This window comes from Streptomyces sp. NPDC018026 (assembly GCF_044327745.1).
Taxonomy (GTDB): domain Bacteria; phylum Actinomycetota; class Actinomycetes; order Streptomycetales; family Streptomycetaceae; genus Streptomyces; species Streptomyces rubrogriseus.
On record NZ_JBIRFY010000008.1, the window covers coordinates 115,438 to 130,544 of the forward strand.

The 15,107-nt window shown below is 73.8% G+C and carries 13 protein-coding genes; 7 read left to right on the forward strand and 6 right to left on the reverse strand.

All coding sequences use genetic code 11. The features are described from left to right. Positions 1-8: 8 nt before the first annotated feature. The 3 genes from ACH4D3_RS24690 to ACH4D3_RS24700 all read left to right on the forward strand — a co-directional run bounded on the left by ACH4D3_RS24690 (position 9) and on the right by ACH4D3_RS24700 (position 3,568). Entirely contained in the window at positions 9-917 is a 909-nt protein-coding gene (locus ACH4D3_RS24690) for a DMT family transporter (protein WP_398325664.1), read from the forward strand. A 118-nt stretch (positions 918-1,035) separates the two neighbouring features. Then, positions 1,036-1,791: a polysaccharide deacetylase family protein gene (locus ACH4D3_RS24695; RefSeq protein WP_398325667.1), complete on the forward strand. Its 756-nt coding sequence runs from the start codon at positions 1,036-1,038 to the stop codon at positions 1,789-1,791. Positions 1,792-1,795: 4 nt separating this feature from the next. After that, positions 1,796-3,568 carry a glycoside hydrolase family 15 protein gene (locus ACH4D3_RS24700; protein WP_398325670.1) on the forward strand — a complete coding sequence of 591 codons (1,773 nt, stop codon included), beginning with the start codon at positions 1,796-1,798 and terminating at the stop codon, positions 3,566-3,568. A 56-nt stretch (positions 3,569-3,624) separates the two neighbouring features. On the opposite strand, the gene ACH4D3_RS24705 is transcribed toward ACH4D3_RS24700, so the two are convergent. From ACH4D3_RS24705 to ACH4D3_RS24720, 4 genes are read right to left on the reverse strand one after another with little or no spacing between them, the layout of a single operon-like run. Next, positions 3,625-4,782 carry an XdhC family protein gene (locus tag ACH4D3_RS24705; RefSeq protein ID WP_398325673.1) on the reverse strand — a complete coding sequence of 386 codons (1,158 nt, stop codon included), beginning with the start codon at positions 4,780-4,782 and terminating at the stop codon, positions 3,625-3,627. Beyond that, on the reverse strand, positions 4,775-6,922 hold the full coding sequence (locus ACH4D3_RS24710; RefSeq protein WP_398325676.1) for a xanthine dehydrogenase family protein molybdopterin-binding subunit: 2,148 nt from the start codon (positions 6,920-6,922) through the stop codon (positions 4,775-4,777). Before ACH4D3_RS24710 ends, ACH4D3_RS24705 begins: the two co-directional genes overlap by 8 nt. Further along, on the reverse strand, positions 6,919-7,911 hold the full coding sequence (locus ACH4D3_RS24715) for an FAD binding domain-containing protein (protein ID WP_398325679.1): 993 nt from the start codon (positions 7,909-7,911) through the stop codon (positions 6,919-6,921). Before ACH4D3_RS24715 ends, ACH4D3_RS24710 begins: the two co-directional genes overlap by 4 nt. Beyond that, positions 7,908-8,519: a (2Fe-2S)-binding protein gene (locus ACH4D3_RS24720; protein WP_398325681.1), complete on the reverse strand. Its 612-nt coding sequence runs from the start codon at positions 8,517-8,519 to the stop codon at positions 7,908-7,910. The genes ACH4D3_RS24715 and ACH4D3_RS24720 overlap by 4 nt, the downstream gene beginning before the upstream one ends. Before the next feature lie 195 nt (positions 8,520-8,714). Between ACH4D3_RS24720 and xdhR the strand changes: the two genes are divergently transcribed. Beyond that, positions 8,715-9,305 carry a purine salvage operon transcriptional regulator XdhR gene (gene xdhR, locus ACH4D3_RS24725; RefSeq protein ID WP_398325684.1) on the forward strand — a complete coding sequence of 197 codons (591 nt, stop codon included), beginning with the start codon at positions 8,715-8,717 and terminating at the stop codon, positions 9,303-9,305. Here the strand turns inward: xdhR and ACH4D3_RS24730 are convergent. Both ACH4D3_RS24730 and ACH4D3_RS24735 read right to left on the reverse strand, forming a co-directional pair. Beyond that, positions 9,268-10,059 carry a response regulator gene (locus tag ACH4D3_RS24730; RefSeq protein ID WP_398325687.1) on the reverse strand — a complete coding sequence of 264 codons (792 nt, stop codon included), beginning with the start codon at positions 10,057-10,059 and terminating at the stop codon, positions 9,268-9,270. The two genes, xdhR and ACH4D3_RS24730, sit on opposite strands and share 38 nt — an antisense overlap. Then, positions 10,056-11,702 carry an ATP-binding protein gene (locus ACH4D3_RS24735; protein WP_398325690.1) on the reverse strand — a complete coding sequence of 549 codons (1,647 nt, stop codon included), beginning with the start codon at positions 11,700-11,702 and terminating at the stop codon, positions 10,056-10,058. Before ACH4D3_RS24735 ends, ACH4D3_RS24730 begins: the two co-directional genes overlap by 4 nt. Before the next feature lie 276 nt (positions 11,703-11,978). Here ACH4D3_RS24735 and ACH4D3_RS24740 point away from each other — a divergent pair, with 276 nt between their 5' ends. From ACH4D3_RS24740 to ACH4D3_RS24750, 3 genes are read left to right on the forward strand one after another with little or no spacing between them, the layout of a single operon-like run. Then, the gene (locus tag ACH4D3_RS24740) at positions 11,979-12,965 is read left to right on the forward strand and encodes a Bug family tripartite tricarboxylate transporter substrate binding protein (protein ID WP_398325693.1); all 987 of its coding nucleotides are present in this window, start codon (positions 11,979-11,981) and stop codon (positions 12,963-12,965) included. Beyond that, positions 12,962-13,507: a tripartite tricarboxylate transporter TctB family protein gene (locus ACH4D3_RS24745; protein ID WP_398325696.1), complete on the forward strand. Its 546-nt coding sequence runs from the start codon at positions 12,962-12,964 to the stop codon at positions 13,505-13,507. The genes ACH4D3_RS24740 and ACH4D3_RS24745 overlap by 4 nt, the downstream gene beginning before the upstream one ends. A 1-nt stretch (position 13,508) precedes the next feature. Then, entirely contained in the window at positions 13,509-15,008 is a 1,500-nt protein-coding gene (locus ACH4D3_RS24750) for a tripartite tricarboxylate transporter permease (RefSeq protein WP_398325699.1), read from the forward strand. Positions 15,009-15,107: the final 99 nt, after the last annotated feature.

The window sequence follows — 15,107 nt, forward strand, 5'->3', positions numbered from 1 at the left end:
ACGCCGCGGTGAGTGTCCTCACCGTCGTCCTCGCGCTGTTCGCGGCGCTGTCCAACGCGGCGGCGTCGGTACTGCAGCGCAGGGCCGCGGCGCAGGACGAGGACCGGGCAGGGGCCCGGCACACGATGCTGCGCTCACTGCTGCGGCTGGTGCGCGACCGGTACTGGGTCGGCGGGGCGGCGCTCCTCGCGCTGACGACGGTGCTGCAGGCGGCCGCCCTGGCGGTGGGCAGTCTGGCCGTCGTCCAGCCGCTGATGGCCACCGAGCTGCTGTTCACCCTCGTGGTCGGCAGTGCGGTCTTCCACCGGCGTCCGGACTCTCGGACGTGGCTGGCGTTCGTGGCACTGGCCGTGGGGCTCGCCCTGTTCCTGGGCTCGGCCGCCCCGGCGCCCGGTCACGACACCGCCACCGCGGGCCGGTGGGTCTGGGCGGGGCTGGCGCTGTTCCTCCTGATGACGGTCCTCGCCTCGGTCGGCAGCCTGGTGCACGGCGCGCCCCGCGCGGCGCTGTTCGGATCGGCGTCCGCGGTGGGATTCGGCGGCACGGCGGCGCTGCTCAAGGAACTGACCGGGCGGCTCTCCCAAGGGGTGGGCGAGGTGCTGACCCAGTGGCCGCCGTACGCCACGGCCGTCCTGGGCGTGGCCAGCTTCCTGCTGCTCCAGAGCGCCCTGCGGGCGGGGACCCTCGCGGCCTCGCAGCCCGCACTGACCCTCGGCGACGCGCTGACCAGCGTCGCCCTGGGCTGGGCCCTGTTCGGCGAGGAGATCCTGCTCGGGGTGCGGGTGCTGCCCGAGCTGATCGGCGTGGCGCTGATCGGTGTCGGCAGCGTCGGACTGGCCCGGGCACCGTCGGTGCACGGCGCCTGGGACACGGCCCCGGCGGCTCGGGACGGCCCCGCGCGGGCCGTGAAGCGGTGAGCGGCGCCCTCGGTACACGAAGACGTCACGCACGAGGACCTTGAACGAACCAGGACGGAGCGCAGTGAACAGACCGGAGGCACCACGGGTGCGTCACGGGTTTCCCACCGGACGGGCGGTGTACGCCGTCGCTCCGGTCGTCGCCGCCGCGCTGGTCCACATCGGTCCGGCCGCGACCTGGCTGCCGGAACTGCGCCGCCGACGGTTCCCGGGCCTGGCCGGCCGGGGCAGTCCCGGCCACGTCGCGCTCACCTTCGACGACGGGCCGGACCCGGCGTCCACGCCGCAGTTCCTCGACGCGCTGGACGGACTCGGGGTACGGGCCACGTTCTTCGTCCTGGGCGAGAACGCCGTACGCCACCCCGCGCTGACCCGTGAGCTGGTCCGGCGCGGACATGAACTAGCCGTCCACGGCTGGACGCACGACCGTCCCTGGTGGCCGTCGCCGGCGCGGGACACGCGCGAGTTGCTGCGTGCCGTCCGGGTGGTGGAGGAGGTCTCCGGACGTGTGCCGCGCTGGTACCGGCCGCCCTACGGGATCCTCACCTCCGGTCGCTGGGCGGCCGCCCGGCGGGCCGGGCTGCGACCCGTGCTGTGGACGGCGTGGGGCAAGGACTGGCGGCACGACGCCACGCCCGCCTCGGTACGCGCGACCGTCGCGGCCGATCTGTGCGGGGGCGGCACGGTCCTGCTCCACGACACCGATCACGCCTCCGCCCCCGGCAGCTGGCGGGCCGCACTCGGCGCGCTGCCGGACATCGTGCGCGACTGCCGCGAGGCGGGGCTGGCGGTGGGCCCGCTGGGCGAGCACGGCGCGGGTGGGGCCACGGGGACGGCGGCGGCGTTTCGGCCATCGGCGCCGGGACAGCCGTAGCGTCATGAGGGACGGCGACGATGGGCACACGGCGGCACCGGACACGTCCTGCCCGCCCTGGGCGCTGCGCGAGTACGCGGTACTCGCCGACGGTGAACGAGGTGCGGTGCTGGATCCCCGGGGCCGGATCGTGTGGCTGTGCGCCCCGCGGTGGCACGACGACGCGGTGTTCTCCGCGCTGATCGGCGGGGCCGGGCACTTCACGGTGGAGCCCGCGGACCCCTGGCACGTCTGGGGCGGCTCCTACGAGGAGGGCACGCTGATCCGGATCAGCCGGTGGGTGACCGCCGACTGTGTGATCGAGTGCCGCGAGGCGCTGGCCCTGCCGGCCCGCACGGACCGCCTCGTGCTGCTGCGCCGCATGCGGGTGGAGCGGGGCGAGGGGCGCCTCAACCTGGCCCTGGACCCGCGGCCCGGCTTCGGGCAGGCCCGGATGCGCGACCCCCGGCGCGAACACGGGGTGTGGACGGCCGGGGCACTGGGGTTGCGGATGCGGCTCGCCGGGGCCCCGGACGCGGTGTGGCGGGACGGGGCGGGGCTGTACGGCGAATTCCGGCTGCGCGAGGGCGAGCGGCACGACCTCGTCCTCGAACTGTCCGCGGGGCGGGAGACCGAACCGCTCGACGCCGACGCGCTGTGGCGGGCCACGGAACAGGAGTGGCGGCGGGCCGTGCCGGACTGCTCCCGGCTGGTCGCGCCCCGCGACGCCCGGCACGCGTACGCCGTGCTGCACGGGCTGACCAGCGTCTCCGGCGGGATGGTCGCCGCCGCGACCACGTCCCTGCCGGAACGGGCCAACAGCGGGCGCAACTACGACTACCGCTACGCGTGGCTGCGCGACCAGTGCTACGCCGCTCTCGCGGTCGCCGCGCACGGGCCGCACCCGCTGGTCGACGATGCCGTGCGCTTCGTCGCCGAGCGCGTCCTGGCGGACGGCGACCGGGTGCGCCCCGCCTACTCGGTCGACGGGCGGCCGGTCGGCAAGGAGCGCTCCCTGCGGCTGCCCGGCTATCCCGGCGGCAACGACCACGTCGGCAACGACGCGGGCGCCCAGTTCCAGCTGGACACCTTCGGCGAGGCGCTGCAGTTGTTCGCGGCGGCGGCCGCGCACGACCGCCTGACCGACGAGGCGGAACGGGCCGCCGCCGTCGCAGTGGACGTCGTCGAGCGGCAGTGGTTGAAGCCGGAGGCCGGTCTGTGGGAGCTGGAGGACCGGTGGTGGACCCACTCCCGGCTGAGCGTGGTGTGCGGTCTGCGGCGGATGGCCGAGGTGCTGCCCGGGGCCGCGGGGCGCCGGTGCGCCGACCTCGCCGACACGGTGCTGCGGGAGACCCGGCGCCGGTGCCTGCACGCGGACGGCCGCTGGCGGCGGGCCGAGGACGACGACGGGCCCGAGGCCGCACTGCTGGTGCCGACGGCCCGCGGCTGCGCCTTCGGGGACGGCGACGCCGCCACCCGCGGGTACGTCGAGTCCCGCCTGTCCGAGGACGGATACCTGTACCGCTTCGAACATCCCGGCGTGCCGCTGGGCGAGGCCGAGGGCGCCTTTCTGTTGTGCGGCTTCGCCATGGCGCTGGCCACGCTCCGGGTCGGCGACCGGGTGGACGCGTTCCGCTGGTTCGAGCGCACCCGGGCGGCCTGCGGACCGGCCGGGCTGTTCGCCGAGGAGTACGACGTGCGCCGGCGCCAGCTCCGCGGCAATTTCCCGCAGGCCTTCGTGCACGGCATGTTGCTGGAGTGCTCGGTCCGCCTGGCCGGCGAGTCGGCGCTGCCCTGAGCCTCCTTTCCGGGCGGCCGCCCTGCTGGATTCCTCAGGCGGCCGCCTTGCCCTCTTCAGGCAGCCGCCTCCCTCGCCCTCTCCTCGGGCTGCCGCCCCCTCGCCTCCCGGTGGATCGGCGCCGCCCCGCCCGTCAGCGGGACGCCCGTCCCGCCGCGGCGGGCCGCGACGATCTCCGCCGCGATGGACAGGGCCGTCTCCTCGGGGGTGCGGGCACCCAGGTCGAGGCCGATCGGTGAACGCAGCCGGGACAGCTCGTCCTCGCTCAGGCCGGCCTGGCGCAGCCGGCGGTCGCGGTCCTCGTGGGTGCGGCGCGAGCCCATCGCGCCGACGAACGCGACCGGCATCCGCAGCGCCTCCGTCAGCAGTGGCACGTCGAACTTGGCGTCGTGGGTGAGCACGCACAGCACCGTGCGCCCGTCGGCCGGGGTGTCCCGCAGGTAGCGGTGCGGCCAGTCGACGACGACCTCGTCGGCCTGGGGGAATCGGGCCCGCGTGGCGAAGACGGGCCGGGCGTCGCACACCGTGACGTGGTACCCGAGGAACTTCCCGGCCCGCACCAGCGCCGCGGCGAAGTCGACCGCGCCGAAGACGATCATGCGGGGCGGCGGCACGCTGGTCTCGACGAGCAGGGTGAGCCCGCCGGGGCAGTGCGAACCGTCCTCCGAGAGTCCGACGGTGCCGGTGCGCCCGGTGTCCAGCAGGGCACCGGCCTCGGCGGCCGCGGTGCGGTCCAGGTCGGGGTGGCCGCCCAGGCCGCCCGTGTGCGAGCCGTCGGGCCGGACGAGCAGGGCCCTGCCGAGCAGCTCGGGCGGGCCCTCGACGACCCGGGCGAGGGCCGCGGTCCCGCCCCGGGCGGCGGTGGCCAGCGCCGCCCGGAGCACCTCGCGCGAGGGCGCGTCGGCGCCCACCGGCGTGACCAGGACGTCGACGATCCCGCCGCAGGTCAGTCCGACCGCGAAGGCGTCCTCGTCGCTGTAGCCGAAGCGTTCGCGCAGCGTCTCGCCGGTGCGCAGGGCGTCGGCGCACAGGTCGTACACCGCGCCCTCCACACAGCCGCCGGAGACCGAGCCGATCACGGTGCCCCTGCTGTCGACGGCGAGGGCGGCGCCGGGACCGCGCGGCGCGCTGCCGCCCACGGAGACGACGGTGGCGACCGCGAACTCCCGGCCCTCGGCGAGCCAGCGGTCCAGCTCCTCGGCGATGTCAAGCATCCGCCGCTCCTGAGCTCGCGGGCACCGCCGACAGCACCCGGTCCGGCCGGATCGGCAGATTGCGGTGGCGTACGCCGGTCGCGTGCCAGACGGCGTTGGCGACGGCCGCCGCGGCGCCCACGACGCCGATCTCACCGACGCCCTTGATGCCGACCGGGTCGTCGGGGTCGGGGTCGTCCACCCAGTCGGCCTGGATGTCGCCGACGTCGGCGTTGGTGGCCACGTGGTAGCCGGCGAGGTCGGGGGCGTAGAGGCCGCCGCTCGTCCGGTCCCGTACCGCCTCCTCGTGCAGGGCCATGGAGATGCCCCAGACCATGCCGCCGACGAGCTGGTTGCGGGCGGTGAGCGGGTTGACGATCCGGCCGGCCGCGAAGATGCCAAGCATGCGGCGCACCCGTACCTCGCCGGTGGCGGTGTCCACGGCGACCTCGGCGAACTGCGCGCCGAAGGAGTGCCGCTCCTTCTGGGCGAGGGTGCCGAGCAGGGCGGTGGTGTCGGACCGTACGGTGATGCCCTCCGGCGGGATCGTCGTGCCCAGGGCCAGCCGCTCCCGCAGTTCGCGGGCCGCCTCCGTGACCGCCCAGGCCCAGGACCGCGTGCCCATCGAGCCGCCCGCGATCATCGCGGGGCCGAAGTCGCTGTCACCGATGCGGACCCGGACCCGGTCGGGCGCGACCTCGAGGGCGTCGGCGGCGACCAGGGTGAGCGCCGTACGGGCGCCGGTGCCGATGTCGGCGGCGGAGATCCGGACCGTGAATCCGCCGTCGGCCTCCGCGGTCACGACGGCCGTGGAGGGACCGGCGCCCGAGTGGAAGGAGGCGGCGGCGGTGCCCGTGCCCAGCAGCCAGCGCCCGTCACGGCGCACGCCGGGTCGCGGGTCGCGCCCGGCCCAGCCGAACCGCCGGGCTCCCTCGCGGAAGCAGGCGTCCAGGTTGCGGCTGCTGAAGGGCAGACCGGAGACCGGGCCGACCTCTGGTTCATTGCGCAGGCGCAGTGCGATGGGGTCGATGCCGCCGCGCTCGGCGAGTTCGTCGAGGGCCGACTCGATGGCGAAGGAGCCCGGTGCCTCGCCCGGTGCGCGCATGAACGTCGGCGACGGCACATCGAGGGGCGCGACCTCGTTGGCCGTGTGGTGCGCCTCGGCGTCGTACATGACGCGGGCCACGCCCGCGCTGGGCTCGACGAACTCGTAGACGGTGGAGGCCTGGTTCAGCGAGCGGTGCTCCAGGGCGCGCAGCCGGCCGTCGGTGTCGGCGCCGAGCCGGACGCGCTGCACGGTGGGGCTGCGGTAACCGGCCAGCGAGAACATCTGCCGCCTCGTCATGACCACCCGCACCGGCCGCTGCAGCTCGGTCGCGGCCATCACGGCGGCGACCTGGTGGGCGCGCAGGCCCTTGCTGCCGAAGCCGCCGCCGATGTGCTCGGAGCGCACTCGCACCGCGGAGGCGTCGAGGGAGAACAGGCTGGCCAGTTCGGTCTGGATCCAGGTGGTGCCCTGGTTGGAGTCGACGACCTCCAGCCGGCCGCCGTCCCACCGGGCGGTGGCGGCGTGCGGCTCCATCATGCTGTGGTGCTCTTCGGGAGTGGTGTACTCCTCGTCCACCACGACGGCGGAGGCGGCGAGGCCGGCCGCCAGGTCGCCCTTGGCGGTCTCGCCGGGCATGACCCCGCCGGCCGGATGGGCGCCCGGGTGGTCGGCGGTGAGGGCGGTGTGGTGCGGTTCCTCGTCGTAGGCGACGACGAGGGCCTCGGCGGCCTCCCGGGCCTGCTCGGACGTCTCGGCGACGACGAGGGCGACCGGCCAGCCCACGTGGTGCACGCGGTCCTGCTGGAAGACGGCGGCGGTGGGGTCCGGCGGGATGCCGAGCAGGCCGACGTAGTCGGTGTCGACGCGCGGGGCGTTTCCGTGGTGCAGGACCGTGAGCACTCCGGGCATGGCGAGGACTGCGTCGGTGTCGAGGGAGCGGATGCGGCCGCGCGCGACGGTGGAGAGGACCAGCCACCCGTGCGCGAGGTCGGCGAAGGGGATCTCGCCCGCGTAGCGGGCCGCTCCGGTGACCTTGTCGCGGCCCTCGACGCGGGTGTGCGCGGTCCCGACGACGCCCCGGAGCGCCGTACGGCCGGTCGTGGCGGTGGTCATCGGGCGGTCTCCTCGGCGAGTTCGGTCAGGACGGCCACCGCGAGGTTGCGCATCAGGGTCACCTTGTATCCGTTGTCGGGCAGCGGCCTGGCGGCCGCGAGTTCGGCGTCCGCGGCGGCGGCGAAGGTGTCGCCGTCGGCCGGTGCGCCGGTGAGGGCGGCCTCGGCCGCGCGGGCCCGCCAGGGCCGCGAGGCGACCGCGCCGAAGGCCAGCCGGGCCTCGCGTACGACGCCGTCCTCGACGTGGAGCGCGGCGGCGACCGAGCCGATCGCGAAGGCGTACGAGGCGCGCTCGCGCACCTTGCGGTAGCGGGAGCGGGCGGCGACCGGAGCGGGCGGCAGCGTGACGCCGGTGATCAGCGCGCCGGCCGGCAGCGCGGTCTCCCGGTGCGGGGTGTCCCCGACGGGGAGGTAGAAGTCGGCGAGCGGCAACTCGCCCGGACCATCGAGGGTTTCGTAGCCGACGACGGCGTCGAAGGCGGCGAGGGCCACCCCCATGTCCGAGGGGTGCACGGCGACGCAGTGGTCGGAGGCGCCCAGGACGGCGTGGTTGTGGTGTTCGCCGGTGACGGCGGAGCAGCCGCTGCCGGGGGCGCGCTTGTTGCAGGGTTTGCTCAGGTCGGTGAAGTAGCCGCAGCGGGTGCGCTGGAGCAGGTTGCCGCCGACGGTGGCCATGTTGCGCAGCTGGCCGGAGGCACCGGCCAGGACCGCCTGGGTCAGTGCCGGGTAGCGGCGGCGCACTTCGGGGTGGGCGGCGAGGTCGCTGTTGGTGACGGTGGCGCCGACGCGCAGTCCGCCGTCCGCGGTCTCCTCGACGGTGTCAAGGGGGAGTTCGCGGACGTCGACGAGCCGGGCGGGGCGCTCGACGCCGGTCTTCATCAGGTCGACGAGGTTGGTGCCGCCGCCGAGGAAGCGGGCGTCCGGGTCGGCGGCGAGCAGCGCCACCGCGCCGGAGACGTCGTCGGCGCGCTGGTATCCGAACTCCCTCATGCGGCCGTCTCCTCGGTGGTCTCGTCCTGGTCGGCGCGGTCGGCGCGGGTGTCGTCGTGGGCCGCGGCCCGTTGCGTCTCGGCGGCGCGGGTGACGGCCTGGACGATGGAGACGTAGGCGCCGCAGCGGCACAGGTTGCCGCTCATCCGTTCGCGGATCTCGTCCGGCGTGAGCGGTGGCGGCCCGGCCTCGGGGCGGACGTCCTCGGTGGCGGCGCTGGGCCAGCCGGCCGCGTGCTCCTCTATGACGGCGATCGCCGAGCAGATCTGCCCGGGGGTGCAGTAGCCGCACTGGTAGCCGTCGAGGTCGAGGAAGGCCTGCTGGACCGGGTGCAGCCGGTCTCCCTCGGCCATGCCCTCGATGGTGGTGATCTCACGTCCCTCGGCCGCGACGGCGAGGTTCAGGCAGGAGACGGCGCGCCGCCCGTCGACCAGGACGGTACAGGCGCCGCACTGCCCCTGGTCACAGCCCTTCTTGGTGCCGGTGAGGTCGAGGCGCTCGCGCAGGGCGTCGAGCAGGGTGGTGCGGTGGTCGACGGTCAGCCGGTGCTTCTCGCCGTTGATGTTCAGGGTGACGGCGCTGGACGTCGACGCGGGCGCTGGGGCCATGATCAGCCTTCTTTGGTGTCTGGTGACCGGGAAAACTGGCTGTAGGCATTGGGTTCATGGGCGGGCGGGGGTATCGGCCGCTTTCCGCCGGTAGAGTGGGCGGACAACCGGACAACTGTCCACTCACTGGAAACGTAACGGACAGCTGTCCGCTTAGCAAGGTCGGGATTCGGCCACGACCCGGAAGGGGGACGAGTGTCGCAGCCGAAGAAGGACAAGCCGGACACTCCCTTGCGCTCGGACGCCCAGCGCAACCGCGAGCGCATCCTGGCCGTGGCCACGGAGGAGCTGACGCACTGCGCCAACGCTCCGCTGAGCGCCATCGCCAAGAAGGCGGGGGTCGGGCAGGGCACCTTCTACCGCAATTTCCCCAATCGCGAGGCGCTCGTCCTGGAGATCTACCGGCACGGGATGCAGCAGGTGGCCCAGGCCGCCCCCGAGATGCTGGCCACCCGGGAACCGGACCTCGCCCTGCGCGAATGGATGGACCGCCTCGCCGAGTTCGCCATGACCAAGGCGGGTCTGGCGGACGCGATCCGGCTGGTCACCAGCGCACCCGGGGCACCGGAGAAGCCACGCCCCACCCCGCTGGAGGACGCCGCCGAGCTCCTGCTCCGCGCCAACGAGGAGGCAGGCACGATCCGGCCCGGAGTGACCGGGGACGACTTCTTCCTCGTCCTCGGTGGTCTGTGGCTGATCGGTCCCGGCGAGGACCGGCAGCCGCGGGTCACCCGGTTCCTGGACTTCGTCATGGACGGCCTGCGCGCCGGAGCGCCGGGCCGGTGACCGCGCCCCGGAAGCGGTAGCGGCGCTCGGGGCGTCCCGCGACCCCGTAGCGCAGGGACACCTCCGCGCTGCCCACGGTGTGGAAGTGCTCCAGGTACCGGCGGGCGCTGACCCGGGAGATGCCGGTCAGCGCCGCGCACTCGCTGGCGGACAGGGTGCCGTCGGCCTCGCGCAGGGCGCGCTCGACGAGTTCGGCGGTCTCCACGCTCATGCCCTTGGGCAGCCCCGGGGCGGCCCCGGCCTGCGCCGCGGCCCCGGCCAGTACGCGGTCGACGTCGGCCTGGCTGCGCACCACCGTGCCGAGCAGCCGACCCCGCTGGACCGCGTAGCGCTCCAGCCGCACCCGCAGGTCCTCGAACTCGAAGGGTTTGAGGAGGTAGTCGACCACGCCGTGCCGCACGGCGCCGCGCACCGCGTCCGCCTCCCGGGCGGCACTGATGACCATGACGTCGCAGTCGTGGCCCGCGGCGCGCAGCCGTGGGATGACGTCGAGGCCGAAGACGTCCGGCAGGTACAGGTCGAGCAGGACCAGGTCGGGGCGCAGCTCCCCGACCGCGGCCAGCGCCTGCTCTCCGGTGCCCGCGACCCCGAGCACCCGGAAGGGCTCGACCCGTTCGACGAACGCGCGGTGGACACGGGCCACCATGAAGTCGTCGTCGACGACGAGCACGCCGATCGGGGCGGCGCCCGGGGCCGTCTCCAGGGATGCGGCGGTCGGGGCGGTCGCGTCGGGCGTGCCGCTCGTAGCCGTCATGGGGCTGCTCCTTCCGCCACCGCGTCGGTGAGGTGGCTGACGGTCATGCGTGCGGTGAACACGGCCCCCTCGGGGGTGTTGGTCACCGAGATCTCACCGCCGTGACGTTCGCAGACCAGCCGGGTCAGCGCCAGGCCGATGCCGCGCTCACCCTGTCGGGCGGCCTTGGTGGTGAAGCCGTGGGAGAAGACCTCCCGGGCCAGCTCGGGCGCCACACCGGGCCCGGAGTCGCGGACCACGATCTCGACGCTGGCGGCGTCCTGCCGCAGCTCGACCTCCACCCAGGCCTCGTGCGCGTCGCCCAGGGCCGCGGCGGCGTCCACGGCGTTGTCGACGAGGTTGCCGACCACGGTCGCCACGTCGGCGGCGTCCGCCGGTTCCAGCCGGTCCAGCGCCGTGCGGTCCGAGACCCGCAGCGCCACCCTGCGCTCGGCCGCGAGGGAGGACTTCGCGGTGATCAGCGCGGCCACGGCGGTGTCCCGGACCCGGCGGCTGAGGGTGACGTCCAGGGACTGGCGGCGCTGGTTGAGCCCGCGGACGTAGCGCACCACCTCCTCCTGCTCGCCGATCTGGATGAGCCCGGAGATGGTGTGCAGCTGGTTGGCGAACTCGTGGGCCTGGGCGCGCAGCAGCTCCGAGGTGCTGCGGAAGGAGCCGATCTCGCGCTCCAGGCGGGCCAGTTCGGTGCGGTCGCGCAGGGTGGTGACGGAGCCGAGCGGGCGGCCGTCCTTGGTGACGGTCATGCGGTTCATGACCAGGACCCGGCCGTGGCGGACGACGACCTCGTCGCGCGGCTCGGCCGCTTCGCGGGCCGCGCCCGCGAGGACGTCGCGCAGCCGCCCGTCGATGCCGAGGCCGTCCAGGCTCTGGCCCACGCAGTCGGCGGGCAGGTCGAGCAGACGCCGGCCCATCTCGTTGACCAGGGTGAGCCGGTGCTGCGGATCGAGGGCGACGACGCCCTCCGCGATGCCGTACAGCATGGCCTCCCGGTGCTCGGCGAGGCCGGCGATCTCGCGCGGCTCCAGGCCGAGGGTCTGCCGCTTGACCCGCCGGGCCAGCAGCCAGGAACCGGCCACGCCGAGACCGCTGGCGATGCCGAGGTAGGCGAGGAGGTAGGAGGAGGCGCCGCTGAGCCGCTGCCACACCGTGGGATCGGCCTCGCCGACCATCACCGTGCCGAGGTGGCGGCCGAGGGTCTGCCGGGTGGCACCGAGCACCGGGACCTGGGCGACCAGTTCCCGGCTGCCCCGCACGGTCAGCGGCCCCGACCAGCCGCTCGAGACAACGGCGCCCGCACCGCGCGGCAGCCGGGCGCCGATCAGCGTGGGGTCGGTGGAGCTGACGACCCGGCCGTCGGCGTCGGCCACCGTGACGGAGGTGACCCCGGACTGCGTCTGCGTGGAGTTGACCAGCGGGGCGAGGGCCTCCTGCGGCACCGGGCGCAGCAACTGGCTGCGGACCAGCGGCGTGGCGGCCAGCTGCTCGGCCAGGGCGGTGACCCGGCGGCCCTCGACGCGGTTGAAGGTGGCCTTGGACTGGGCGAGCGAGACGGCGGCCACCGCGAGCAGGACGACCACGACGATGGCGAGCTGGAGGACCAGCATCTCGCCCGCGAGGGTCTGACGGCGGAAGGTGGGGGCCACGGCGGACTCGTTCTCGGCTCACGGGAGGGGCGGGGGTGCCGGGTCGCCATCATGGCGTCCACCTGCGGCGAGGGAAAGGGATGTGCCTGCTTCGCAATGAACCGGCGATCCGACGGCGACGTCGATCACCCCGTTTCCGGTGACCGCAATGAACACAACCTCCCTTGGTTCCGCAAGGAAGACACGGGACAGGCGCGCGGGCACCATGTGGCCCACGTCACCCTCCCCCACAGGGCTCCCCGTAACGAACTACCCAACCGACAGGTGGTGTCATACGTGCGCCTGCGCACCCCCCTTGCCCTGCTAGGGGCCGCCGTGCTCGTGCTGGCGGGACCGCCGTTGCTCTCCTCGGGCGACGACTCGGATTCCGGCACCCAGATCCCGGGCCTGCGCTTCATGGTCCCCAACACGCCCGGCGGCGGTTACGACATCACCGCCCGCACGGCCGCGAAGAACGCCGAGGACGCCGGGCTCACCCACAACATCGAGGTGTTCAACCTGCCCGGCGCGGGCGGCACCGTGGGCCTGAGCCGACTGGTGAGCGAGCACGGCAACGGCAAGCTCGCCATGTCCATGGGCCTCGGCGTCGTGGGCGCCGTCCGCTCCAACCACGCCCCCAAGACCCTCGCCGACACCACGCCGATCGCGCGGCTGACCGAGGAGCAGGACGTCGTCGTGGTCGCCAAGGACTCGCCGTACAAGACGATCGACGAGCTGATCGACGCCTGGAAGCAGGATCCGGGGAAGATCCCGGTGGGCGGCGGTTCGTCCCCGGGCGGGCCCGACCACCTCGCGCCGATGCTGATGGCGCAGGCCGCCGGGATCCAGCCGAAGTCGGTCAACTACATCCCGTTCGACGGCGGCGGCGAGCTGCTCGCCTCGATCCTCGGCAACAAGGTCGGCTTCGGGGTCTCCGGCGTCGGCGAGTACCTGGACCAGATCAAGGCGGGCGAGCTGCGGGTGCTCGCGGTGACCGGTCCCGAGCGGGTGGACGACCTCAAGGACGCGCCCACGCTCAAGGAGTCCGGGTACGACGTGAACTTCACCAACTGGCGAGGCGTCGTCGCCCCGCCCGGTCTGTCCGAGGCGCAGCGCGACAAGCTGACCCGCCTCTTCGAGGAACTGCACGACTCCCCCGAGTGGAAGAAGTCCATGGACCAGAACGGCTGGGACGACGCCTTCCTGACCGGTGAGGAGTTCGGCGAATTCCTGGACGCGCAGGACGAGCGCGTGGTGTCGGTGCTGAAGGAGCTGGGACTGTGACGACGCGGACCGAACTCACCGAGGAGCCCGGGGAGACGGCCCCCGGCCGGCGCTCGTGGCTGCGCGAGCACTCCGAACTGGGCGTGTGCGTCCTGCTGCTGGCGCTCGGCGTGCTCGTCCTGACCGACGCGCTCACCATGGACGTCGACATCACCCAGCGCGGCCCCGTAGGCCCCAAGACCGTGCCGGTCGTGGTGGGCATCGGCCTGCTGGTGATAGCCGCGCTGCTCGCCGTCGACGTGCTGCTCGGGGGCCGGGGCGAGGCCGAGGGCGGCGAGGACGTCGACCTGTCCGAACCGGCCGACCTGCGCACGGTGCTGCTGCTGTCCGGGATCTTCCTCGGCGCCGCCGCCCTGATCGAGCCGGCCGGCTTCCCCGTCGCCGGGGCGCTGCTCTTCTGGGGCGCCGCCTTCGCTCTCGGCAGCCGCCGCGTGGACCGCGATCCGCTGATCGCCGCGGTGCTGTCTCTGATCACCTATGTCGTCTTCGACAAACTGCTCGGCGTGCCGCTGCCCGGCGGTCCGCTGATGGGAGTGCTCTGACATGAACGCCCTCAACTCCCTCATGGACGGCTTCGGCACGGCCCTCACTCCGGTCAACCTCCTGTGGGCCGCCCTCGGTGTGCTGCTCGGCACGGCCATCGGCGTGCTGCCCGGCATCGGCCCGGCGATGGCGGTGGCGCTGCTGCTGCCGGTGACGTACGGGCTGGACCCGGTCGCCGCGTTCATCATGTTCGCGGGCATCTACTACGGTGCGATGTTCGGCGGTTCGACCACCTCCATCCTGCTCAACACGCCGGGCGAGAGCGCCGCCGTGGTCGCGGCCATGGAGGGCAACCCGATGGCCAAGGCGGGGCGCGGCGCGCAGGCGCTGGCCGCCGCGGCCATCGGCCACTTCGCGGGCGGCATGATCGGCACGATCCTGCTCGTGGTCCTCGCCCCGACGGTCGCCGACCTGGCCGTGGACATCGGCGCCCCGGACTACTTCGCCATCATGGTGCTGGCGTTCATCGCCGTGACGTCGGTGCTGGGTTCGTCGCGGATCAGAGGCCTGGCCTCGCTGCTGATCGGGCTGACGATCGGCCTGGTGGGCCTGGACCAGATGACGGGCCAGCAGCGGCTGACCTTCGGTTCGCTGCAACTCGCCGACGGTGTGGACGTGGTGATCGTGGCGGTCGGTCTGTTCGCGATCGGCGAGGCGCTGTGGGTGGCGGCCCATCTGCGGCGCGGGGCGGCCGAACCGATCCCGGTGGGCCGTCCCTGGCTCGGCCGCGGTGATGTGAAGCGCACCTGGAAGTCCTGGCTGCGCGGTCCGGTCATCGGCTTCCCGTTCGGCGCGATCCCGGCGGGCGGCGCGGAGATCCCGACCTTCCTGTCGTACGTCACGGAGAAGCGGCTGTCCAAGCACAAGGACGAGTGGGGCAAGGGCGCCATCGAGGGCGTTGCGGGCCCGGAGTCGGCGGCGTCGGCCTCGGCCGCGGGCACGCTGGTGTCCATGCTGACGCTGGGCCTGCCGACCACCGCGGTCGCGGCGGTCATGCTGGCCGCCTTCCAGCAGTACGGCATCCAGCCGGGCCCGCTGCTCTTCGAACGCGAGCCCGAGCTGGTGTGGGGTCTGATCGCCTCGCTCTTCGTCGGCATGGTGCTGCTGCTCGCCCTGAACCTGCCGCTGGCACCCGTGTGGGCCAAGCTGCTGCGCATCCCACGTCCGTACCTCTACGCGGGGATCATGTTCTTCGCCGCGGTCGGCGCGTACGCGGTCGGCGGTGAGGTGATCGACCTGGTGATCCTGCTGGTCATCGGTCTGATCGGGTTCGGTATGCGGCGCTACGGGCTGCCCATCCTGCCGGCCGTGATCGGCGTCATCCTCGGCCCGAACGCCGAGCAGCAACTGCGCCGCGCCCTGCAGATCAGCGACGGCAGCGTGTCGGGCCTGGTCAACACGCCGTTCTCGGTGACAGTGTACGCGGTGATCGTGCTGCTGCTGGCCTGGCCGCTGCTGAAACGGCTGCTGGGCCGGGGACGGACGCGCGTGAACGCCTGACACCCCCGGTCCGCTCCCGCGGCGCGTTCAGGCGCCGCGGGAGCACTCGCACGCCCCATGTCAGGACCTCTTGGGTCGCCCCGACGCACCACCGGTTCC